Genomic DNA, 21,571 nt, shown 5'->3' with positions numbered 1-21,571 from the left:
GGCGCGCCTTTCGTCTATCTGAGCGCTCATGCGCCGGCCTCCCGCAACAGCACGCTGACCACGCGGCGCACCACACGGCCGGCGAGGCTGATGGGTTCGCCCCGGATCTGCATTTCGCCGCGCACTTCGGTCAAGGGCTGGGTGTGACGCGAGGTATCGGTCACGTCGGCCGCCACTTCGAACACCGCTTGTTCCGCACGCAGCCTGCCTTCGAACTGGCGCGCCGCAACGTCGCCGCCATGCGCGGACGTCAAGAGCCAGTTCTCCAAGGTGTCGTTGGCCGCCGCGCCAATGCGCGATACCTGAATGGCGCGCGCGGGCATCAGGCGCAGCTCATCCACGAATTCACCCGTATCCCCTTCGCGGATGCGGCGCAGGTCGTCGGCATTGACGTAGCCGCGCGCCTCCAGGCTGTCGGGCGTGGCAATCAGCGCCAGACGCGTTTTCTCATCCACCCAACGCCCCGGCGACAACTCCAGCGCCAACTCCACCACCACGCCATCGACGGGCGCGCGCACCGCCAAGCGCGAGCGCTCGCGGTCAAAGCCTGCGATGCGATCCCGTTCCAGCTGCACTTCGCGCGCCAGCGTCAGCGACTCAGACAAGTCCTTGCGATCCGCGCTGCGGCGGTCCAGCCGTTCGTTCAACAAGCGTTCGCGTTCACGCGCCGCCGTCAACTGCTGCTCGATTTCCGACGCGCTCAACGCCATCAGGATCTGCCCGGCGCGCACGAACTCGCCCTGGTGCACGCGCACGGCCTCCAGGCGTGCAGGACGAGGCGCAAAGGCGGGCGCCTGTTGTGTGGCCGTCAGCACGGCCGGGATGCGCACCGTGTAGGGCAAAGGCGTCAACAGCCCGGCGGCCAGCAGCGCAAGCACGCCCAAGGTGATGAACGCCTGGCGGCCCACTTCGCGGCGACGCTTGACCCACACTTTCAGCTCGCGCCAGATCGGCAGCACGATGAACCAGCCGATTTCCACCGCAAACAGAAAGATGCCCAGCAGCTTGAAGAAGTAGTGATAGACCAGCAGGGCAATGCCCAGGAACAGGAAGAAGCGGTAGATCCAGGTGGCGTAGGCAAAGCCGATCAGCAGCAGGCGCGTGTGTCCGTAGGTGGGCTCGGGCTGCTCATCGCCGTAGCCGAACAGCCGTTCGCGCATCCACCAGCGCGCCATGGCGAACGAGCGGTCTTGCAAACCGGGGATGCCGATCAGGTCGCTAAAGAGGTAGTAGCCGTCAAAGCGCATCAGCGGGTTCAGGTTGACGGCCAGGCTCAGCACCCAGCCCGTCGTCGCCAGCGCGAACGCCACGTTGCGCCAGGGGCCGTCGGGCACGAATACCCACGCCAGCGTGGCGCACACCGCCACCAGCAGCTCCACCGCCATGCCCGCGCCGTCGATCAGAACGCGCTGGCGCCGCGGAAGGCGCCACGCGTCGGTGGTGTCGGTGTACAGAATGGGCGTCATCACGACGAACGCCACGCCCATCGTCGTCACGCGCGAACCAAGCCGCACGGCGGTGTAGCCATGACCCAGTTCATGCAAGGTCTTCACCAGCGCCAGGCTCAACCCGAACGCGATCACGCCGGTGGCCGAAATCATGTCGGGAAAGGTATGCAGGAAGGCGTCCCATTGGCGGGACACCAGGTACAGGCTGAACGCGCCCAGCAGCGCCGCCAGGCACCAGAAGACCGGTGAGAAGCACAGCGTTACCCAAGGCAGCGTGCGGCGCAGGAAGGCATCGGGGCGCGCCAGCGGCACTTTGAAAAACAGATAGCTATGCAGCAGCTGGGTCGCCAGCGAGCGCTTTTTCGCGGCGTTCTGCTGGCGCACGCGCGCATAGGTTTCGCCCGCTGCCGGCGCCAGCAGCTCGTGGCGTTGCATAAAGTCGATCAAGCCCAGGATTTTTTGATCGTCGGGCGTGCGGCCCGTTGTGCGCGTCACCGCCGCGCGCAATGCCCCCACCGTGCCTTGATGCCATTGCGCCAACATGCCGACAGTGTCTTGGTCGATGGCGAAGAAGCGATGCGCGGCCGGGTCATGGATGCGCCAATTGCCGCCCCATTCACCGGCACGCGCGCCACCCTGATCGGGAATCAGGCGCAGGTCCTGACGTAGCGGCGGCAGCACGCGCGCGCCGGGGTCGGCTTCGGGTTCGGGTTCGGGTTCGTTGACAGGCAAGGCGATGGCGTCCATGGCGTCAGACTCCTGTCCACTGACGCAACGCCGTGATCGGCCGCCGCAGCAGGTAATAGACCAACGACACCGGCTCGCCGTACACCCGCGCCGTGCCGCGCAACCCCAGGCGTTCGGGCGTGGCGGTTGGATCATTGACGCGCGCCAGCACGTTGTAGCTGGACACGCCCGCCGCGTCGGCTTCCGCGCGGTATGCCACCCGCACGATATCGGCGTCCAGCGGGTCCAGCGGGGCGGCATCGAGGAACACGCGTACCGAGGCGCCCTCGTGCAGGTTGACGGCGTCGGACACCGGCACCTTCAGCTGATACTGCACCCGGTTGGGGTCGGCCACGCGCATGATGGCCTCGCCCACCGCCACCGGGCGGCCCAGCCAGTCACGCGGGTCGCCATACAGCGCCACGCCATCCTGCGGCGCGCGCAATATCGCCTTGGCAAGCATGGCGCGCGCGTAATCGCGTTCCGCGGTGGCGACGGATTCCTCGCTCTGGGCAACGGCCAGCTCGCGCTTGGCGGTGGGGTCGGACACGGCCGCCTGTTGCAGCCGAAGCACCTTGGCGCGCGCCACTTCCACCTTCTGCATGGCGACTTCAAAGTCGCTGCGCAACTGCGTGTCCACCAACTGCACAAGCGGCGTGCCGGCCGCAACCTGCGCGCCCGGCGCCACCAGAATGCGTTCCACCACGGCGGGCAGCGCCGCCGTCACAACAAAAGGATCTTGCGGCGTGACTTCCACCGGCGCCAGCGTCGTCAGCGGCACGCGCACAAACGCCAGCACCGCCGCCAACGCCCCCAGCGACAGCACCAGCTTGGAACGATGGCGGCGCAATCCCGAGACCGGCTTCGCCCGGCCCGCAATGGCGTTCAAGCCATGGGCATATGCGCCGCCCAGCCTTGCGGCCAAGCGCAGATGCGCCTCTTCCCAAGGCTCGTCACGCGCCAGCAGCCAGCCCGCATGAGGCGTCCGGTCCACATCCGCCAACGGCACCCACATCAAAAAGGTCAGCACCGCGTCTGCCGAGCAGGGGTCGGCCGGATCGGCATACGCGTGCGCGTCGAACGTGCGCACCGCGCGCACGTCCGGCGCGTCCGGGGCGGGCCGGCACAATGCGGACACCATGTTCTCGTACCAACGCACCAGCGGCGCGTCGCGGTTCACGCTTGCCAGGCCTGATACCGCCGCCACGCGCCAGCGCCCGCCCGGCGCGCCTTCAAATACCAGCGCCTGGCCAAACGGCAATAGGGCGATCGGCTCGTTGGCCAGGTGCCGCCACAACTCATCGCGCGACACACACCGGCGCAGCTCGCCTTCCAGCCGGATCAGTTGCGCGCCCGTGCTGTTCTGCGGATCGGGCTGCGACACCGACGGCGCATTGGCGGCGGGACGGGGCCGAGCCGCCTCGCCCGCCGCCGCGGATTCAGCCGCCGCACTACGGGAACTCGCCACATGAAGGGCCATGGAAGCCGCTCCTTAGAAGACGCTGCAATCGAACGGAGGAGACGTTGGCCCGCCGACCCGCACGGCCGGCCGCGATGCGCCGTCGCTGGGCGCGGGCGGTATGGCCGTGACAGCGGGCGGCTGCCCTTCGCGGCCGGCTGGCACGCGATAGACCGCCTGCACAGGCAACTTGCCGGTCAGGACAGGCTCGGTGGTCAACGCAAGCGGGCTAGCCGGCGCGGCCATGCCGCCTTCCAGCGTGGCGCGTCCGCTCATACCCGGCCGCACACTGGCAGGCGCCTTGTCCACCCGCGCCACCACCTTGATGGTCTGGCTCACCGCATCCACCGCCGCCGACACCCGCGTCACCTTCGCCGGCAGCACATCGCCGGTTTCATCGACCACAAAGTCCAGGCCGGAACCTTCCTTCAGCCACGCCAGCCACTTGGACGGCACCACCATGTGCAGCTCCATCGGGCCATCGCTCACAATCGAGATCAGCTTCTCGTTGGGCGGCGGCGTTTCATCCAGCCGCGCCAGCGTCTCCACCACGCTGCCCGCATAGGGCGCCACCACCTTGCAGTCCACCATCCGCTCCTGGATGGCGTCCGCCTGCGCCTGGCGCTCTTGTTGCTTGAAGCGCGCGATGTCGGCATCGGCGCGGCCGGTTGCCGCCATGCGCAGCAGTTCCGACTGCACCTTTGCGTTACGCGCTTCAACCGCAGCGCCCGCCCGCGCGGCGCGCAGTTCAGCTTCCAGGCGGCGGCAATCAAAACTGACCAGCACGTCGCCCTGCTTGAACCGTTCGCCTTCGCGCAGCGGCATGCTGAGGATTTTTTCCGAGATCGACGAGGACAGCGTCGCCTCGGCCGTGGCGCGCAGCACACCGCGCGCAGCGCCTCCGTCCGCCGGCGGCTCCGCGCTCCAGGCCGGGCTGCACGCGGCGGCGCAAGCCACCCATAACGGCGTCAGCCAGACACGGCGGCCCCAGCCCGCCACAAGGGGGACACGAGTTTGATTCTTCATGATGACTCCCGCGTAGGGATTAGCGAGTGGGCGCGGCCGCGACGCGGGCGTCCTGCTTGCTGTCGGCGAAGGTGGTGCGCGCCGCCCACATGCCGCGCAGCTTGTCCGCCAGGGCTGGCACCGCATCGGCTGTGCTCATCGTGGTGTCCACCGGATCAATCCCGAGCGATGCGAAGACGTTGGCGTAAGCGTTTTGCAGATCCGCCAGCGCCAGGTCATAACGCACCCGTGCGACCAGCGTGTTCATCTGCTCCCGGATCAAGCTTTGCCGGCTGAGTTTCTCGGCCTTGAAGCCCGAATCAATCTGGCCTTCGATGCGTTCTTGCACATCGTAGAAACGCCGCGCCGTATCCAGCTCATCCTGACGCAGCGCGTAGCGCGCGCGGCTGACTTCCACTTGCGTGGCCACCGCAGTGGTCAGTGCCAGCTGCCGTTGATCCAGCAGATCGCCTTCCGCCTTGATCTGCGCCTTCTCGGCAGGCAGACGGAACACGTTCAACAGGTTCCAGCTGGCGACAGCGCCCCAGCCGATCCAGTTGCTGTTGTAGAGCAAGTCGTTCGTGCTGGCGTTCAGGCCGCCAAAGAGCTTCAGGCTGGGCAACGCGCGCAGCAACGCGGCGGTGTTTTCCTGATCGTTCGCCCGCAGCTGGTACGCCACTTCGCGCAGCTCCGGCCGGTTCTCGATGGCCACTTGCAGCCACGCCGCCGGGTCATCCGCAATGCCGGGCAGCGTGAGCGGCTGTTTGCCTTCCGTGGGCGGCGGCATCGCAATGGTGTATTGCGTATTCGGCGGCAGATTCATCAGCGCGGCCAATTGCTGCTTGGCCACGCCGAGCTCGCGCCCCAAGGCCTGCACGTCGCGGCGGATGCCCAGCATTTCACGCTGGTAGCTCAACGGCGCAAGCGGCGCAGTCAACCCCTGCCGATCTTGCTGCGCAGCGAGATCCAGCGCGGTTTGCGTGGCCGTTTCCAACTCGCGGATCTTGCCCAGCAAGCGCTCTGCGCTGACAGCGCGCCAATAGGCGGTGCGCACGTCTTCGATAAGCCGGTTCATGACCTTGCGCTTGCGCTCTTCGGCCATGTTGACCCGGTCAGCCGCTTGTTTGGCGCGCACGTACGACAAGCCAAAATCCAGCACGTCCCAACTAAGCTGCAAATTGCTTTGCAACACATTCTTTTCGGACGACGTGGACGGTTCCAATGAGGTCTGGCCCGTCAGCAACGACTGGCTCGTGCCGCCGGAATAATTGTTGCGGCCGGAGTAATCCAGCGATGCCACAAACTTCGGCAGCATGTCGTAGTGCTTGACGTCCAGCTCGCGCTGCGCCAACGCGACGCCCATCATTTCCACCCGTACATCCAGGTTGTATTTGATGGCGCGCGCCATGGCTTCATACAGGTCGACCGGGCCCGTGATGGGTTCCTGGTCGGCCGTTGACCGCGCGATCAGGTCGCTTGCGCGGTCGCGGTTTTCAGCCGCCTCGAATTGCTTGGGCTGGATGGAGCAGCCGGCAAGCAATACCGCCGCAATGGACGCGGCGACGGCGCGCATCCTGACCTGCTGTTGTGTCTTGGGCCGGCGTGCGCCGACGATGCTGTGGCTTCCGATGGTGCTCATGTCCTTACCCTTCTCGCGCACGAACGCGTGCGTCTCTAAGACTGAATCCGCCTGTACCGCAGCTTCACAACCGCCGCGTCCATTCGCCTGGTTGAACTTCCCGAACCGTAAAAAGCACTTGTATGGAATCGGCCCGGAAGACAACGAGCGGCCCATGCTTGTAAATACGAATGGCCGCAGCATCCGGTTACGGCCTGAATAGTTAAGTTCGGTAAATTAAGCAGGCAACTTTGAGCAATATCGACAAAGGATTTCGCTTTCTCGATACGGTCTGCAATTTGCGAGGGGTATGCAGACGGCCAGGCGGAGTCGCACCGCAGGCATCGGCGCAATATTCTTGCGATAGTTGGCAAAGGCATCGAAGAATGGGCAGACGGCGCGCGGCGTTTTCGCGCCGCCTGCGTGGCGCTTACGCGCCGACTATCAACGCGTCGTGACGCGCGTCTTCAGCAATCGCGTCATTGAAGTCTTGATCGTGCAGGCGCAAGATCACCGAACGGCGGGGCCGTCCTTGAGACGTGGACAGGCCCGACGCGAAAGAAAAGGGCGCCTTCGCGCGCGTCCAGCGCACCACCTGTGAACGCGAGTCCAGCCGGGCATTACACCGGTCGACAGCGGCCTGTATTTCGCCATCGGACACGTTCTGGCCAATCATCCACAACACCGCGCAGCATCCCACCCGCGGCTTGAAGAAAACGACCGCCTGCATGAATAGCGAGGTGTCCAGTAACGCGCGCTCGGCGCTGGCCTGCGTGGGGCCGATGCGGGCGGTGGCGACAACGACGGCGTCCACGCGATCCAACAGCGATACGTATCCGTCGGCGTCGATCTCGCCATATCTGCCGGTGCCCAGCCATTCTCCGAAGTAGGGCGGGTGGTCGACATAGCCCAGGAATTGCGTGCCCTTGATTTCGAGTTCGCCCCTTGCCGAGGCGCGCATTTGCAAGTGAGGCAGGGTCTTGCCTGCGGCGCCGGCGTGATGGACGGCGTCCGTGTTGATCGCCACGGCGGAGCCGGCCTGCGCCAAAGAAAACGTCGGCACGACGGGCAGGCCGGCGGCCTCAAAAAGACGGCGCACGCCCAGCTCGTTCGCCGGGCCGTCGATCAGCGCACAGCGCAAGGTCACGGGCGCTCGCGCGCGGCGGTCTTGCAGAAAGGTGGCGTAGTCGACCATCGCCTGCGGTGTACTCAGAAAGCTTTGTGCGCCGTGGTGTTCCAGCTCGTCATGCAAGACGAATGGGTCCACGCCCCCGGCCTCCAGGCCAAGATGGCTGCTGGGCAAGGCGACACACGTTGCGCCCGCAATCAAGCTTGCGTAGGCGCCCATCACGCACTCTTGCAGCGTGGCCAAGGGGCGCGTCATCAAGTGCCGTTTGATGCCGCGCTCGGCCAACGCGTTGGCTACGGACGCCGCGGATAACAGCAACGCGTGGGCGCTCAGGCAGATGCCCTTTCCCATGTCTTCGGCATCGATGTCGAACACAATCTTCGCGGTGCCTGGCGGCAGCGTGCGCGCGGGCGGCGGGGCAACCGGCACATACATCGCTTCGCCTCCGGGCAACCCCATCGCCAGCTGCAATCCCAAGCGCACGAGCCTGGCCTCCATCGTGGCGGGTGCGATCACCGTATCGGCCCCGCTGCGATCCAGCACGCGCGCCAGCATGCGGTCCGACAGCAGCGGCGGCAATGACACATGGGCAACATTTGCCATCAATGCCGCCACATCATCGACGACGGCCCAAGGCGCATTGTCCTGGACGGTCAGCAACACCTTGACCGGCATTTTCTCGTACAGCGCCACGCGCTCCTGCACATAGGCGCAGAACGCGCCGTAGGACAGTGACATACGAGATCCCAGCAACGCGGGCCGATACGTGCTTGCCGCATGCTGATGCAACACTTTGAAGAATTCTTGGGCGTTCATGGAATGCTCGGCGGCGCCGACGCGGCGCGACGGCTAGGGCGCCCGCGCTTCCCGCTTTCCCAAGACCGTGGATCTTGGACCGAAGATCGATGCAGCCAGCGCCGGCATGTCTTCTTATTCGGCGCTACGCGCCATTTCGTTACCGCAATTGCAAAATGCAGTGCACGAAATGATGCGGCGCATGCAATTGCCTGCGCCATGAACAACAACGGACCCGACTGGGTCCGTAATCGCATCGACAAGCCGGGCCAACCCGCCTACCAGCGCAGCACTTTCGGCCCTAACAGCATTCCAATAAAACCGGTTAATAACATTCCCAGCGTGTACCAGACAGCCACGAACAGATAAGCGTCGTCAGTGCCGACCAAGACATACCCTAAAGCCCCTTGCGCACCCGCGAAGATGCCGGCCGCAAAGCCGGCAAGGCGCAAGCGCGTGGGCGCCAACGTGCGCAACGCCCATAGCGCCGCCGCCAATCCGGGCAGGGAATAAAGCACGATCAGGGAGGGGCACACCATCCAGGACTCGCCCCAGAACAGCAGGTCCGTCTGGCCCGAGGGCGCGGCCATCCACGCCGCAACGCCGAATCCGGCCATCACCAGCACCATCAACATCAAGGCCCCCGCCACCCATTTCACATGCAGCAGCGGACGGGACAATTGCTGGACCATCACCCAGCCGACGGCAAGTATCGACAGCGCATAAGCCAGCCTGAGCCAGCGGGCGGGCAGCGTAAAGGCGGGAAGCGTGATGCCATTGACGACAAAGCCGATTCCCAGACTGGCGGCTACGCCGGCAATGAGCGCGGCGCACAATTTCAAGGTTGCGTTGAATTTCGGCGCAGGACCCGCGCCTGTGGCGAGAAAATCGATGAAGTTTTTAGTCTTCACTTCATAACTACCTTTACGAGTTGGCTCATTCTTTTTAAACCGCGATGTACCAGAACGCGGATAGCTCCTTCTGTCATGCCGATTTGTGCGGCCGCTTCCGCGCCGCTGAGCCCCTCCAGTTTTGTCAGCTCAATGGCTCGCCGCTGCACGTCGGGTAATTCCCCCAACAAGCGCGCGAGATCCATGTTCGATGTGGCATCGCCGGTTTCTCCGACCAGGAGAAGTTCGTCCACATCATCGATGGGGTCATTCTGCGCCCCATAACGCCGGTTGCGCCGCCAGAAATCAATTAGCTTGTGACGAGAGATTGCATAGATCCAGGCAGAAAGTGGCTGCGCAGGGTCATAACTTGCGCGCTGCAAGTGCAGGGCCAGCAGACATTCCTGAACCAGATCTTCGACCTCGTCTGGCGAGCCTGCCATGCGTCGGCGCAAGTAGGCCCGCAATAGCCGCGCGATGCGGCACAGAACCTCGCGATAGATGGCTTCATCCCCGGCCTGGGCTTGTAGCCACAGTGCTCTTAGTTCTGATTCCGCGTTCCCCAAACTAGCGGAGAATTCTCGTGGCATGTCGTCCGCCATATTGGTCAGCAGCCTCGCCACAACGCAGCGTCTGGGGCTGAACCATGATGCGCAGTATACGCGCGACAAAACACACGGATACATAATTTTTGAGCCACACATTACGGTTCGTAGCTTGCCTTCGGATATTCGCAAACATGCTGTCAAAACCAAATGAAAATTAACGTCAAGGCTGCAACAACCGGACGCGGCGGCGCGAATTAGACAAAGCGTGCCGAGCGTTTCGGCATGACTTTGCAACGTGTCCGAATGGTCACCCCATGACAATTTCACATCGGTTTATGCGCCCCTGTTTGCCGTACTTTTTATTGCTCATCCTGGCGGGCGCAGTGCTGGGCGTGGCGTACGGCGCGATGATCCCGGCGCCTGTCGTGCCCAGCGTTGACGTGGCCGTGCAGACCCACGGCAACGTGCTGTTTCCTGCGCTGTTTGGCGCTGCAAGCGCCGTACTGCTTTGCCTGCTGATCTACCGCTGGTCCAGCGGCGCAGCCGGCGTGCGTCGGCGGCTGAATCGCGCCATGCGCCGCGGCCACATCCACGTCGTCTACCAGCCGCTGGTGGAGATGTCGTCGGGCCGCACGGTAGGCGTCGAAGCGCTGGCGCGCTGGACGCACGAAACGCTGGGCGCGATCCCGCCCGAAACGTTTTTCCAGTGGGCCGAATCAACGGGCCTGGGCCGCAAGCTGACACGGCACATCGTGCGCGCCGCGTTAAGCGACCTGCAAATCCCGCTGCGCGAACCGGGTGGTTTCTACGGAAGCATCAACGTCACGCCGCGCGACATCGAAGACTTGTCGTTCGTGGACTTCATGCTGAAGGCAACACGCGAGTTCGGCATTGCACCCGACCGTATCGTGCTGGAAATCACAGAGTCGCTGGCCTTTGTCGTGGAAGATCCGCGTGCATTGATCTCGCAATATCTGCGGGCGGGGTTCCGCGTGGTTATCGATGACTTCGGCACGGGCTATGCCAACCTGAGCAATCTGCTGACGTGGGGCGTCAGCGGCCTGAAGCTGGATCGCGCGCTGATCCGTTGGGTCAGCGCCAATGATTGGGCGGCTCCCGTGCTGGACTCGGTGTTCGAGATGACGCGCCGCCTGAATATCTACGTGCTGGTGGAAGGCATCGAGACCGAAGATCAGGCCCGCTATGTTCTGGAACGCGCCCCCGAGGCGACGGGCCAGGGCTGGCTGTATGGCCGCCCGTGCCGGGCCGAACTGCTGGGCGCAAGCGTCGCGCCGCAAGCGGTGGCGAAACCGGCCGCGCTGATGGCCGTATCGTTCTGTCCGGCCGCCCGCGCCGCTGCGGCCGACCGGGCTGCGCCCAGCGGCCACGCCATCGGATAAGGCCGGCCGCGTGGGGCTAAGCGCGGGGAAACCCGATATAAAACTTTGCATAGCGTCCATGCTCCAGCGTTATGCGTGGGGTGCGCGGCCTCTGCCGCCTGGGGATAAAACGTCAATCCAATCAGTGCCTTAGCGGAATCGCCCGCGTGCGCCGCCGCCAGCTGCGCAGCGCTGCCCTGCGGTATCGAAATTCTGCGCACGCATGCATGCTTGCATCTTCCGCCGCGCCCGGCGCTGCGCAACGCCCGACGCCTGCCCCCCCCATTCGATACGAACACCCTGGAGATTGATATCGTGAGCAACGCAACCCCCTCCCGCAAAATGGGCCTGGCGGTCGCCCAGATGGGCGCCGTGAACCTGGCCGACACCCGCGCGGTGGTCGTGCGCCGCCTGGTCGACATGATGCGCGAGGCCGCCGCCCGCAAGGCGGAATTCGTCGTGTTCCCGGAACTGGCGCTGACGACGTTCTTCCCGCGCTACTGGATGGAAGACGCGGAAGCGGTCGAACGCTATTTCGAAAAGACCATGCCCAACGCCGACGTGCAGCCGCTGTTCGACACGGCGCGCGAGCTGGGCATCGGCTTTTATCTGGGCTATGCCGAGCTGACGCCGGAAGGCCGCCAGTTCAACACCGCCATTCTGGTTGACCGCAGCGCCAAGATCATCGGCAAGTACCGCAAGATCCACTTGCCCGGCCACTCGGACCACAAGGTCGACGCGCCGTTCCAGCATCTGGAGAAGAAGTTCTTTGAAGTGGGCGACCTGGGCTTTGGCGTGTGGGAAACCAACGGCGTCAAGATCGGCATGTGCCTGTGCAATGACCGCCGCTGGCCCGAGACGTATCGCGTGATGTCGCTGCAAAGCGCCGAGCTGATCGTGCTGGGCTACAACACGCCGTCGTTGAACATACACTGGAACGAGCCCGCGCACTGGCGCACCACCACGCACGAGATCGTGCTGCAAGCCAGCGCGTATCAGAACGCGGTGTGGGTCGGCGCCGCCGCCAAGTGCGGCCATGAAGACGGCCACCACATGATCGGCAGCTCGATGATCGTGGCGCCGTCGGGCGAAATCGTGGCGCGTTCCAGCGGCGAAGAAGACGAAGTCATCACCGCAAAGATCGATCTGGGCATGGGCCAGATGTTCCGCGACCATGTGTTCAACTTCGCCAAGCACCGCAGCCCGCACCACTACAAGCTGATCACCGAACGCACCGGCGCGGGCGACCCGCTGCCCGTGCCAGACGTGGTCTAAGCCCGATTGATAATTGCCTGCGTCATTGCAGGCAGTTCTTTTTTGATGATCTGGGAAAACTGCGTCAGAAACGCCTTGGCGATGGATGGCGGCGGATCGATCCGGGAATGGGACACGTGGACGGACAACGAAATCGCTGGCTCGATACGACGCACCACGATGCCGTGCATCAACGTATCCGTGAGGCCATACGAATCCACCAGGGCCACGCCGACGCCCTGGCGCACGAAAGAACACGCCGTCTGGGACGAACGCACCTCGATGGCGGGCGTAACCGCCTGGCCCAAGGGTTCCAGGTAGTTGAACAAGGTGTCGCCAAGCGGCGTATCGCGGCCGTAGCCCACCAGCATCTCGCCCGCCAGCATCGCCGGATGGATGACGCTTTCACGGGCGAGCCGATGGCCCGCGGGCAGCACGCAGACGATCTCGCCCTGCGCGAGCTCGCTGGTGATCAGGTTGGGATGCTCCGGCTTGATCGTGGAGATGGCGATGTCCGCATGCCCCAGCAGCAGCTGGGGCAGCAACGCATCCATGCCCAAAGGGCGATAGCGGATGCGCACGCCCGGGTTGCGCGCGCAGAACTTCGCCGTCGCCGCCGGGATCAGCCATTCGCCGAAGCTGGGGCTGGACACCACGCTGACCAGGCCGCCGCCGTGGCCCGCCAACCCGGCGGCCATGTCGTTCAGCCGGTTGACGCCCGCCTGAATGGATTCCACTTCCTGGAAAAGTTTGCGCGCTTCCTTGGTGGGATGCAGGCGGCCTTTGAACCGCTCAAACAGCGCGTAGCCCAAGCGCAGTTCTATCGACGCCAACACCCGGCTGATGGCCGGCTGCGTCACATGCAGCAGCCGCCCTGCGGCGCTGAGCGAGCCCGTGATCATGATGGCGTGAAACACTTCAATCTGCCGCAGGTTCAGCGGGCCAGACCGGACCTTCCCGGGTAATTCAGACATGCTGCGTTCTTTCCTCTTGACCTGAGCGGCAGGCGCAGCGCGCGCTTGCGCTGCTTTGGAAGGGATTCTACTGAATGATGCGCGGGGTGCGCCCGGCGGGGCGCGCTGCTAGACTGCCTGCGGCCCTTTGATTGATTGACCCCTTTCAGGCAGTGACCCCATGCGCTTTATCGACACTGAACAGACCCGCAACGCGCTGTCCTTTGACGCCGTCATTCCCGCCTTGCGCGACGCATTTCGAGACGGCGCCACCGTGCCGCCCCGCCACGTCCACGCCATCCAGTCCGGCGCGGCGCATGGCACAACGCTGATCATGCCCGCATGGAGCGACCGCGGTTATTTCGGCGTGAAGATCATCAACATCTTTCCCGAGAACACGCATCAGGGCTTGCCCGGCCTGCACGCCACCTACAACCTGTACAGCGTCACCACCGGCGTGCCGATTGCCCAAGTCGACGGCGACATCGTCACCGTGTACCGCACGGCGGGCGCAGCCGCCTTGGGCGCGGACTATCTGGCAAGACGGGACGCCCGCACGTTGTTGATCGTGGGGTCTGGCCGCATCGCGGGGCTGGTCGCGCAAGCCATGCGCACCGTGCGCCCGATTGAACGTGTGCTGGTGTGGAACGTGCGCGCAGCCGGCGCCGACGCGCTGGCGGCAAGCCTGCGCGAACAGGGCTTTGACGCCGAAGCCACTACCGATCTGGAAGCCGCCGCGCGCCAGGCGGACATCATCAGCTGCGCCACGCTATCCACCGTGCCGCTGATCCAGGGCGCGTGGCTGCGCCCCGGCGTGCACCTGGATTTGATCGGCAGCTTCAAACCCGAAATGCGCGAAACCGACCCCGCCTGCTTTGACGGCACGACGGTGTACGTGGACACGGACGAAGCGCCCACCAAATCCGGCGACCTGCTGTCCGCGTTTGAGGCGGGCGTGCTGACGCTAGCGGCGATTCAAGGCGATCTGCATCAGTTGACGACGGGACAGCGTCCGGGCCGGCAGCGTGATGACGAGATTACGGTGTTCAAGGCGGTGGGCAGCGCGCTGGAGGATTTGACGCTGGCGACACTGGTGTACGAGGCGGTGAGCGACGCTGCGTGAGGGGGGATGCGCGGTTGTGGCGTGGGCGATGCGCCGGTGATGCATGGTTGATGCGTGGGTGCGGCATTGCTTAAACGCGATCCCTGTCCGGCTCGGCCAATTCCACCGGCAGGTGCTCGCGCATGATCTCGATAAAGCGGCGCAGCCGCGCTGGCTGAAAGCGCGACGGCGCATACACCAGGAACACCGGCAAGGGGTCCGCGCGCCACTCGGGCGCCAGATGCACCAAGCGGCCGGACGCCAGATCGTCTTGCATGGCCCACGCTGATCCCAACGCCACGCCCAGCCCCAGCACGGCCGACTTGCGCAACGCATGCAGCCCGTCGGTCGATAGACGCGGCTGAATGCCGAAGCGTTCCGACGCACCCGTCGCGCAGTGCGTCAGACTGACCTCGGTGCGATAAAACGTGCGCAGCGCCAGCCACGGCAAGCGCGACAGCTCGGCGGGTTCTTGCGGCACGGGCGCGCCCTGCAACAGATCAGGCGACGCGATCACGATGCGCGGCACTTCACCCAGCTTCACGGCAACCACCGACGGGTCCGTCACCGCGCCCACACGAATCGCGCAATCCACGTTCTCGGCAATCAGGTCGGGCATGCGGTCATGAAGCAGCCATTCCACGCGCATGTTCGGATACTGCTTCAGATACCGCGCCAGCGGCTCCACGAATTGGTCCTGGCCGAACGCGTGCGGGGCCACCACGCGCAACGTGCCGATGGGTTCATCGCCCGCGCCGCGCACTTCGCTTTCAAAGGATTGCCACGTCGCGATCAATTCCTTGGCGCGTTCGTAGCAGCGCTGCCCGTCTTCGGTCAGGCGGATGGCGTGCGTGGACCGTTGCAACAAGCGCACCCCAAAGGTGCGCTCCAACAATTGCAAACGGCGGCTGACGGTCGGCTGCGTGCCGCCCATCTGCGCGGCGGCGGCTGACAGGCTGCCGGCCTCGACGATACGCACGAAAGTTTCGATCAGCAGCATGCGGTCGGTGCCGGCCGCGGCGGTCAGGGCAGGGGTGGTCATACGCCTATCGTATAACGGATGTACCCCTAGGTTGGCTACCAAAACGCGGGCGGGAAGCCCAGAATTTGCCCCGTACTCGATCCCTCGGATAGCCCATCATGTCTTCCCAAACCTCTCCCTCCCACCCGGCCAGCACGCTATCAAGCGGCCTGGTCTTCCTGCTTGCCATCGGCGCGGGCCTGTCGGTTGCGTCCCTGTATTACAGCCAGCCCATGCTGGGCGTGCTGGGCGTGGACATCCACGCCAGCGCTGAAACGCTGGGCTGGATTCCCACGCTGACGCAGCTGGGTTATGCCTTCGGCATCCTGATGTTGGCGCCGCTTGGCGACCGCCACGACCGCAAGCACATCATCCTGATCAAGGCCGCCGTGCTGAGCCTGGCGCTGCTGGCCGCCGCCGTGTCGCCATCCATCGGCGTACTGCTGGCGGCAAGCTTCGTCGTCGGCCTGTCGGCCACCTTGGCGCAAGACATCGTGCCCGCCGCCGCCCATCTGGCGCCCGTTGAACAACGCGGCAAGATCGTCGGCACCGTCATGACCGGCCTGCTGCTGGGCATTCTGCTGTCACGCGTGGTCAGTGGTTTTGTCGCCGAGCAATTTGGCTGGCGCGCCATGTTCGTGGCCGCCGCCGTCACCATCGTGGCGTTGGGCGCAGCGCTGTGGCGTGGCCTGCCGCGCTTTGTGCCGACCGCACAGTTGTCTTACGCTGCCTTGCTCGGTTCGCTTGCCACCCTGTGGCGTCAACACCCCGGCCTGCGCCGCGCCGCCACGGCGCAGGGCCTGCTGTCGCTGGGCTTCAGCGCGTTCTGGTCGACGTTGGCGGTGATGCTGCATGGCGCGCCGTTTCACCTGGGCGCCGGCGCGGCGGGCGCGTTCGGTCTGGCGGGGGCTGCGGGCGCATTGGCCGCGCCGCTGGCGGGGCGCGTGGCCGACACCCGCGGCCCGCTGGCCGTGGCCAGCCTGGGCGCGGGGCTGACGATGGTGTCGTTCGCCGCCATGATCTTCCTGCCGTTCCTGTCGCCCCATGCCGCGCTGTGGCTGATCGCGGGCAGCGCCATCGGCTTTGACCTGGGCATCCAGACCTCGCTGATCGCGCATCAAAGCATCGTCTACGGCATCGACCCGGCCGCACGCAGCCGTCTTAACGCCATCCTGATGACGGGCGTGTTCATCGGCATGGCGGCCGGTGGCGCGCTGGGCAGCCTGGCGCTTGCGCACTGGGGCTGGACGGGCGTCACCGTGGTGGCGGCGGGCGCGGCGGCCTTGGCGCTGGGCATGCGCGTGTGGCCGGGCGCGCGCCGCGGCGCGGCGCTTACTCCGGCGCGTTGATCTCGTCGGCCGTGATGATCTCGGCCACCAGCACCATGCCGGGCCCGTCCAGGTAATACTCTTCCTGGGCGGGCGCGCGCAACTTCATGTAGGCGTTCTCGCCGATCTGCATGGTGTGTCCCGCGGCCAGTTCGGCGCCGCTGTCGCGCATGTAGCCCAGGATGTTGTTGAAGATGTCCGAGTAGTACTCGCCTTCGTGGTGGCCCTGGGCCAACGCGGCGAAATCGGGCAGGCCGAATTGGTCGGCGCCATAGGTGCGCATCCACACGCCTTCCACGCCTTCCACTTCGTACTTCACGAAGCCGCAATACAGCATCGTCAACGGCAGCGTGCGCAAGAGGTCCAGGCTTTCTTCACCCAGCGATTCGCCATCGAACACGCCCGCCGGCAGCGACGTATGCGCGTGTTCGTTCATCACCGCCATCGCCTTGAAGCCCGTCAACGCGCCTGCCACCGCAGCCAGCGCCACGTATTGCTCCAGCACGTCTTCTTCAAAGCCCGCGTAGTACAGGATGAGATGGCTGGCGTGCGCGCGGATTTCTTCCTTCACCGTGGCCGGGTAATGCGCCGGCGCCACGCACATTTCCAGCGCGTCCTTCGGATAGGGCGCATTGAAACCCACCAGCCGCACCACATGCTTGCCCCAGCCGACCAGGCCCAGGAACTCCGGCATGTCCGGCGCAATTTCTGCGCGCGCGTCGCTCATCGACGGGTGATAGCCGCGCAGGGCAGCCGCCAGCGTGTCTTCGGTCACGGCCAAGGGCGCAGCGAACAACACTTGCAGGCTCAACGGGTTCTCGATGGCGGGGTTGGCCGCCAGCGCACGTGCGTCGGCGGATTCTTCCTTGCGGCCAAAGAAACGGGAAAAGATGCTCATGGGGTGTCTGGGGCGGTAAGAATAAAAACGGGGGCAGTATACGTTTGCCCTTTTCGCCCGAGACGCCCTTGTCTCCATTGGACACATCTCTCACCGTGGGGACTATTCGGCGAATCCTTCCGGCCCGACGGCCTGCACCACGTAATCGATGAACGACTTGATGCGCGACGATATCGCCGTGTTGCGGTAGTACACCGCGTTGATCGGTTGCCTGACATCCTGCGTCTGCTTGACCAGCAGCTGCTGCAACGTGCCCGCCTTGCGGTCGCCGCGCGTCATGAAATCCGACAGGCACACGATGCCGCCATCGTTTAACGCCAGCTGCCGCAACGTTTCGCCGCTGAAGGCGCGCACGGCGGGTTTCACATGCAGGGCTTGCCCATCGGCCTCCAGCAGCGGCCATTCATTCAACGATTCCAGCTGCGAAAAACCCAGCAGCGTGTGCGACGCCAGATCGGCCACGCGCTTCGGCGTGCCATGCGCCGCCAGATAGCCGGGGCTGGCCAGCACGCGCACGCGGCTGTGGCCCAACAGCACCGCATGCAGCGAAGAATCCTTCAGCCGTCCGATGCGTATCGCCAGATCCGTGCGGCGCTCAAGCAGGTCGATGTTGCCCTCGTTGCTGTTGAGCTCCAGCTCCACTTGCGGATAGCGCTTGCGGTAACCGGGCACCAGCGGCGCAATCACATGCAGCATGAACGGCGACGCCGCATCCACGCGCAGCAGGCCCGCCGGCTGATTGCGGCGCGCGTTCATCAGTTCTTCGGTTTCTTCCACCGACGCGATGATGCGGCGCACCTGCTCCAGATAGGTCTTGCCTTCTTCGGTGAGTTCAAGCCGGCGCGTCGTGCGGCGCATCAGCGTCGTTTGCAGCTTCTCTTCCAACCGGCTCATGGTGCGGCTGGTGGCGGAAATGGTCTGCCCCAGCACGTCGGCGGCAGCGGTGATGGACCCGCTGTCCACAACCGCAATAAAGACCTGCATTTCGTCGAGAGTGGTTTTCATACTTGACGTTATATCAAAAGTCTTTCGCCGATACCGGGCTTTTTCATCAAGTATCGCGCAGGCACACTAGCGTCATTCCCGGGCCAAAAGCGCCTGGCTTCCCGAATACTTTCCGGAGTTTTACATGAGCATTCCCGCATTTGGCGTCGGCACGTTCCGCTTGCAAGGCCAGGTCGTCATCGACTCGGTGCGCAACGCGCTGGACGTTGGCTACCGCGCGATCGACACCGCGCAAATCTACGAAAACGAGGCCGAGGTCGGCCAGGCCATCGCCGAATCCGGCGTGGCGCGCGAAGACCTGTTCATCACCACAAAGATCTGGGTGCCGAACTACTCAAAGGCCAAGCTGGCCGCGAGCCTGCGCGACAGCCTGGCGAAGCTGCGCGCGGGCTACGTCGACCTGACCTTGATCCATTGGCCCGCGCCCGGCAACGGCGTATCGGTCGACGAATTCATGACCGCGCTGGCCGACGCGAAGTCGCAAGGCCTGACGCGCCAGATCGGTATCTCGAACTTCCCCATCGCCGAAACCCGCGCCGCCATCGCCGCCGTGGGCCGCGACGAGATCGCCACAAACCAGATCGAACTCAGCCCCTATCTGCAAAACGCGGCGCTCACCGCCTTCCTGAAGGAACAAGGCATCCACGTAACGTCATACATGACGCTCGCCTACGGCAAGGTGCTGAAAGACCCCGTCATCCAGCAGATCGCCAGCCGCCACAACGCCACGCCCGCGCAAGTGGCGCTGGCCTGGGCCTTGCAATTGGGGTATTCGGTGATCCCGTCGTCGACCAAACGCGACAACCTGGCGAGCAATCTGCTCGCCCAGCAACTGCGCCTGACGAGCGACGACATGGAGCAGATCGCTGCGCTGGAACGCAATGGGCGCGAAGTCAGCCCGGACGGGCTGGCGGCGGCTTGGGATTAAGCGGCGCAGGTCATGGCGAGCGGCCCGCCAACAAGGGGGCCGCTGCCTTGCAGAATTACTGCGTGTCGTAATGCGGCGAACGCGGACCGTACAGGATGCCGCCCGGTTGACCTGCGCTGAGCAGCATGTGGTTCGTCGTGTTGGCCACGCCGTAGCTGCGGTCAGACAAGGTGTTGACGATCTGGTCCACCATGGCTTGCACCAGCATGCCGATAAGACCGCCGCTGCTGTTGCTGGCCTGCACCACTTGCTTGGAGCCCGACCACAGCTTGGCGCCGTTACGCAGGTCAAGCAGCTCAGCTTCGATGGAAACCGTGACGTTGCTGGACAACACGGCATAGCTTGATCCGTATTGCTTGACCGTCATGTACAACGCCGCGTCGGCCCCGAAGATCTCGCGCAGCTTGACGGCGGGCAGTTCGTGGATTTCGTCCGCGCTGCTCAGGCCGTTCTGCTTGAAGGTCTCGTCCATGACGCCCACGGGTATCACGTAGTAGCCGGACTCAGCCAACGGGCGCGTCGCCAGCGACAGCACGGCAGCCGAGGCCGCCACATCCACCGACGTGTTCAGCGGCGGCAACACCAGAATCGACGCCGGCTTGCTTTCACGGAACGCCGTGTAGTCCACATGCTGTTGCGGAGCCACGCAACCTGCCAGCAGCGTCACCGCCGCCAACAGACCGGCTCGGAAAAAACGGGTCATCATCACGATCCCTTCTTCGATGCTTGGGCGTCCACGGGCGCCTTGGAATTGGAAGCGGCAGCGTCAGCCGCCGGTGCGGCCGCCGTTTGCGGCGACGCTTTGCCGACGTTGCGCATCAGGAAGTCCATGAAAGGCGCGGACTCGGGAAAAGCCACCTTCTCGCTCTGGATTTGCTCGACGCCCTTGTCACCGTCGCCCATCTTCAGATACAGCATGCCCAGATGCGCACGGAAGCCCGGCGGCAGCTCGACGTTGGCCGCGCGTGCGGTTTCGATGTTCTTTTCCAGGGCCTGAGCCTGCACCGCGCTGTCCGCGCCATCGTCTTTCAGGTAGGCGTAGACCGACGGCTGGTAAGCCTGCCAGCTGTACATGGGCTTGGGCTGTTGCACGCATGCGCTCAGCAGGCCCGCCACGGCGGCAATCGCCAGGCCGCGGCCAGCGCGCGCCACGGCAGCCGGACGATTCATAGTCTGAATGCTCGACATGGTGGCCCCTTAGTTGGCGGAAGGCTGCCAGGCGCCTTGCTCGATGCCGTCAACCAAACGATCAACCGCTTCACGAATCGCCAGGTCCAGCACCTTGCCATTCAACGTCGAGTCATAGCTGGCGGTGCCGCCAAAGCCGATGACTTCGCGGTTCGACAAGCTGTACTCACCCGCGCCCGACGCCGAATACACCACTTCGGACGTGGACACGTCCACCACGTTCAGGTCGACCTTTGCGTAGGCAACTTGCTCTTTGCCCCGGCCAAGAATGCCGAACAGTTGCTGGTCGCCCGTGACCTTGCGGCCGAATGCCGTTACGTCGCCGGTCACCACGTAGCGCGCGCCCTTGATCTGGCTGGCCTTCTTGTTGAAGCCCGCTTCCTGCGCGATCTCGGACAGGTTCTCGCGGTCCATCACCTGGAAGCGCCCGCTGCGCTGCAAATGGCTGATCACGATGGTCTTTGCCTGGCCGCCCAAACGGTCAACGCCGTCAGAGAAAACGCCGCGCAAATAATTGGTGCGGTTGTCGAACTTGCCTACCGAGATCGGGCTGCGCACGCCTTGGTAAGGCTTGCTTGCCGCTTGCACCGCCGGCACGGCCAGGGCTTGCGAACGCTCGGTAGCGCAGCCCGAAATAATCGTCGACAACACTGCCAACGCCCCAATCTTTACGACCTTGCTGAACATCGTTTTCTCCAGCCGGCCCCTGGCGAAAGGCGGGGCAGGCATCCGTCGCCATTAAATTGAGGGGGGATTATAAACAAATGAATACTGTTGAAACTGATTGAAATACTGGTGTTACATGTCCTTTATTTATGTTTTAGGACGCCGCTGGAATACATCGCGCATCAGCGCCAAGCCCTGCCGCCCCAATAATCATTCAGTGATGCCGCATCA

At 64.5% G+C, this 21,571-nt stretch carries 19 protein-coding genes; 5 read left to right on the top strand and 14 right to left on the bottom strand.

What is annotated here, in order from left to right; all coding sequences use genetic code 11:
• Window positions 1–26: 26 nt before the first annotated feature.
• From ACFZAI_RS17775 to ACFZAI_RS17745, 7 genes are all read right to left on the bottom strand, one after another.
• Window positions 27–2,195, bottom strand: coding sequence for an HlyD family efflux transporter periplasmic adaptor subunit (locus ACFZAI_RS17775; RefSeq protein ID WP_391568169.1), 2,169 nt, complete (start codon window positions 2,193–2,195; stop codon window positions 27–29).
• 4 nt (window positions 2,196–2,199) lie between these two features.
• Entirely contained in the window at window positions 2,200–3,654 is a 1,455-nt protein-coding gene (locus tag ACFZAI_RS17770; RefSeq protein ID WP_391568168.1) for an efflux RND transporter periplasmic adaptor subunit, read from the bottom strand.
• Between the two features lie 12 nt (window positions 3,655–3,666).
• On the bottom strand, window positions 3,667–4,659 hold the full coding sequence (locus ACFZAI_RS17765; protein WP_391568166.1) for an efflux RND transporter periplasmic adaptor subunit: 993 nt from the start codon (window positions 4,657–4,659) through the stop codon (window positions 3,667–3,669).
• A gap of 19 nt (window positions 4,660–4,678) precedes the next feature.
• Complete coding sequence (locus ACFZAI_RS17760; RefSeq protein WP_391568165.1) at window positions 4,679–6,277, bottom strand: TolC family protein; 1,599 nt, start codon at window positions 6,275–6,277, stop codon at window positions 4,679–4,681.
• A gap of 409 nt (window positions 6,278–6,686) precedes the next feature.
• Window positions 6,687–8,201 carry a hypothetical protein gene (locus ACFZAI_RS17755; protein ID WP_391568164.1) on the bottom strand — a complete coding sequence of 505 codons (1,515 nt, stop codon included), beginning with the start codon at window positions 8,199–8,201 and terminating at the stop codon, window positions 6,687–6,689.
• A gap of 257 nt (window positions 8,202–8,458) precedes the next feature.
• Complete coding sequence (locus ACFZAI_RS17750) at window positions 8,459–9,091, bottom strand: DUF1109 domain-containing protein (RefSeq protein WP_391568163.1); 633 nt, start codon at window positions 9,089–9,091, stop codon at window positions 8,459–8,461.
• On the bottom strand, window positions 9,088–9,672 hold the full coding sequence (locus ACFZAI_RS17745; protein ID WP_391568162.1) for a sigma-70 family RNA polymerase sigma factor: 585 nt from the start codon (window positions 9,670–9,672) through the stop codon (window positions 9,088–9,090). The genes ACFZAI_RS17750 and ACFZAI_RS17745 overlap by 4 nt, the downstream gene beginning before the upstream one ends.
• 293 nt (window positions 9,673–9,965) lie before the next feature.
• Here ACFZAI_RS17745 and ACFZAI_RS17740 point away from each other — a divergent pair, with 293 nt between their 5' ends.
• Both ACFZAI_RS17740 and ACFZAI_RS17735 read left to right on the top strand, forming a co-directional pair.
• Entirely contained in the window at window positions 9,966–11,018 is a 1,053-nt protein-coding gene (locus ACFZAI_RS17740) for an EAL domain-containing protein (protein ID WP_391568160.1), read from the top strand.
• A gap of 321 nt (window positions 11,019–11,339) precedes the next feature.
• Window positions 11,340–12,272, top strand: coding sequence for an N-carbamoyl-D-amino-acid hydrolase (locus tag ACFZAI_RS17735; protein ID WP_391568531.1), 933 nt, complete (start codon window positions 11,340–11,342; stop codon window positions 12,270–12,272).
• Here the strand turns inward: ACFZAI_RS17735 and ACFZAI_RS17730 are convergent.
• Window positions 12,269–13,225, bottom strand: a complete 957-nt coding sequence (locus ACFZAI_RS17730; protein ID WP_391568159.1) for a LysR family transcriptional regulator — start codon at window positions 13,223–13,225, stop codon at window positions 12,269–12,271. The genes ACFZAI_RS17735 and ACFZAI_RS17730 overlap by 4 nt on opposite strands.
• Before the next feature lie 160 nt (window positions 13,226–13,385).
• On the opposite strand from ACFZAI_RS17730, the gene ACFZAI_RS17725 reads away from it, so the two are divergent.
• Window positions 13,386–14,327: an ornithine cyclodeaminase family protein gene (locus tag ACFZAI_RS17725; protein WP_391568158.1), complete on the top strand. Its 942-nt coding sequence runs from the start codon at window positions 13,386–13,388 to the stop codon at window positions 14,325–14,327.
• Between the two features lie 70 nt (window positions 14,328–14,397).
• Here ACFZAI_RS17725 and ACFZAI_RS17720 read toward each other — a convergent pair whose 3' ends face one another.
• Window positions 14,398–15,348: a LysR family transcriptional regulator gene (locus tag ACFZAI_RS17720; protein WP_391568157.1), complete on the bottom strand. Its 951-nt coding sequence runs from the start codon at window positions 15,346–15,348 to the stop codon at window positions 14,398–14,400.
• A 98-nt stretch (window positions 15,349–15,446) separates the two neighbouring features.
• Here ACFZAI_RS17720 and ACFZAI_RS17715 point away from each other — a divergent pair, with 98 nt between their 5' ends.
• Complete coding sequence (locus tag ACFZAI_RS17715) at window positions 15,447–16,676, top strand: MFS transporter (RefSeq protein WP_391568156.1); 1,230 nt, start codon at window positions 15,447–15,449, stop codon at window positions 16,674–16,676.
• Here ACFZAI_RS17715 and ACFZAI_RS17710 read toward each other — a convergent pair.
• Window positions 16,660–17,553, bottom strand: coding sequence for a DUF4261 domain-containing protein (locus ACFZAI_RS17710; protein WP_391568155.1), 894 nt, complete (start codon window positions 17,551–17,553; stop codon window positions 16,660–16,662). The genes ACFZAI_RS17715 and ACFZAI_RS17710 overlap by 17 nt on opposite strands.
• A 102-nt stretch (window positions 17,554–17,655) precedes the next feature.
• Window positions 17,656–18,558 carry a LysR substrate-binding domain-containing protein gene (locus ACFZAI_RS17705; protein WP_391568154.1) on the bottom strand — a complete coding sequence of 301 codons (903 nt, stop codon included), beginning with the start codon at window positions 18,556–18,558 and terminating at the stop codon, window positions 17,656–17,658.
• A 124-nt stretch (window positions 18,559–18,682) separates the two neighbouring features.
• Between ACFZAI_RS17705 and dkgB the strand changes: the two genes are divergently transcribed.
• Window positions 18,683–19,486: a 2,5-didehydrogluconate reductase DkgB gene (gene dkgB, locus ACFZAI_RS17700; protein WP_391568153.1), complete on the top strand. Its 804-nt coding sequence runs from the start codon at window positions 18,683–18,685 to the stop codon at window positions 19,484–19,486.
• Window positions 19,487–19,541: 55 nt separating this feature from the next.
• Here the strand turns inward: dkgB and ACFZAI_RS17695 are convergent, their stop codons facing one another.
• The 3 genes from ACFZAI_RS17695 to ACFZAI_RS17685 are packed head-to-tail and all read right to left on the bottom strand — an operon-like array spanning window position 19,542 to window position 21,361.
• Window positions 19,542–20,192 carry a DUF799 domain-containing protein gene (locus ACFZAI_RS17695; protein ID WP_391568152.1) on the bottom strand — a complete coding sequence of 217 codons (651 nt, stop codon included), beginning with the start codon at window positions 20,190–20,192 and terminating at the stop codon, window positions 19,542–19,544.
• Window positions 20,192–20,656, bottom strand: a complete 465-nt coding sequence (locus ACFZAI_RS17690) for a DUF4810 domain-containing protein (RefSeq protein ID WP_391568151.1) — start codon at window positions 20,654–20,656, stop codon at window positions 20,192–20,194. Before ACFZAI_RS17690 ends, ACFZAI_RS17695 begins: the two co-directional genes overlap by 1 nt.
• 27 nt (window positions 20,657–20,683) lie before the next feature.
• Window positions 20,684–21,361: a CsgG/HfaB family protein gene (locus ACFZAI_RS17685; protein ID WP_391568149.1), complete on the bottom strand. Its 678-nt coding sequence runs from the start codon at window positions 21,359–21,361 to the stop codon at window positions 20,684–20,686.
• Window positions 21,362–21,571: the final 210 nt, after the last annotated feature.

The sequence above is a fragment of the Achromobacter sp. NPDC008082 genome (assembly GCF_042957345.1).
Classification (GTDB): Bacteria; Pseudomonadota; Gammaproteobacteria; order Burkholderiales; family Burkholderiaceae_B; genus Achromobacter; species Achromobacter kerstersii_A.
This window is presented reverse-complemented; position numbering and strand designations above follow the sequence as displayed.

Coding starts and splice junctions, on each gene's coding strand:
- ACFZAI_RS17755 (WP_391568164.1), bottom strand. CDS start 8,201: ATGAACGCCCAAGAATTCTTCAAAGTGTTGCATCAGCATGCGGCAAGC.
- ACFZAI_RS17715 (WP_391568156.1), top strand. CDS start 15,447: ATGTCTTCCCAAACCTCTCCCTCCCACCCGGCCAGCACGCTATCAAGC.
- ACFZAI_RS17690 (WP_391568151.1), bottom strand. CDS start 20,656: ATGAATCGTCCGGCTGCCGTGGCGCGCGCTGGCCGCGGCCTGGCGATT.
- ACFZAI_RS17705 (WP_391568154.1), bottom strand. CDS start 18,558: ATGAAAACCACTCTCGACGAAATGCAGGTCTTTATTGCGGTTGTGGAC.
- ACFZAI_RS17745 (WP_391568162.1), bottom strand. CDS start 9,672: ATGGCGGACGACATGCCACGAGAATTCTCCGCTAGTTTGGGGAACGCG.
- ACFZAI_RS17775 (WP_391568169.1), bottom strand. CDS start 2,195: ATGGACGCCATCGCCTTGCCTGTCAACGAACCCGAACCCGAACCCGAA.
- ACFZAI_RS17685 (WP_391568149.1), bottom strand. CDS start 21,361: ATGTTCAGCAAGGTCGTAAAGATTGGGGCGTTGGCAGTGTTGTCGACG.
- ACFZAI_RS17765 (WP_391568166.1), bottom strand. CDS start 4,659: ATGAAGAATCAAACTCGTGTCCCCCTTGTGGCGGGCTGGGGCCGCCGT.
- ACFZAI_RS17695 (WP_391568152.1), bottom strand. CDS start 20,192: ATGATGACCCGTTTTTTCCGAGCCGGTCTGTTGGCGGCGGTGACGCTG.
- dkgB (WP_391568153.1), top strand. CDS start 18,683: ATGAGCATTCCCGCATTTGGCGTCGGCACGTTCCGCTTGCAAGGCCAG.
- ACFZAI_RS17710 (WP_391568155.1), bottom strand. CDS start 17,553: ATGAGCATCTTTTCCCGTTTCTTTGGCCGCAAGGAAGAATCCGCCGAC.
- ACFZAI_RS17770 (WP_391568168.1), bottom strand. CDS start 3,654: ATGGCCCTTCATGTGGCGAGTTCCCGTAGTGCGGCGGCTGAATCCGCG.
- ACFZAI_RS17730 (WP_391568159.1), bottom strand. CDS start 13,225: ATGTCTGAATTACCCGGGAAGGTCCGGTCTGGCCCGCTGAACCTGCGG.
- ACFZAI_RS17760 (WP_391568165.1), bottom strand. CDS start 6,277: ATGAGCACCATCGGAAGCCACAGCATCGTCGGCGCACGCCGGCCCAAG.
- ACFZAI_RS17720 (WP_391568157.1), bottom strand. CDS start 15,348: ATGACCACCCCTGCCCTGACCGCCGCGGCCGGCACCGACCGCATGCTG.
- ACFZAI_RS17735 (WP_391568531.1), top strand. CDS start 11,340: ATGGGCCTGGCGGTCGCCCAGATGGGCGCCGTGAACCTGGCCGACACC.
- ACFZAI_RS17725 (WP_391568158.1), top strand. CDS start 13,386: ATGCGCTTTATCGACACTGAACAGACCCGCAACGCGCTGTCCTTTGAC.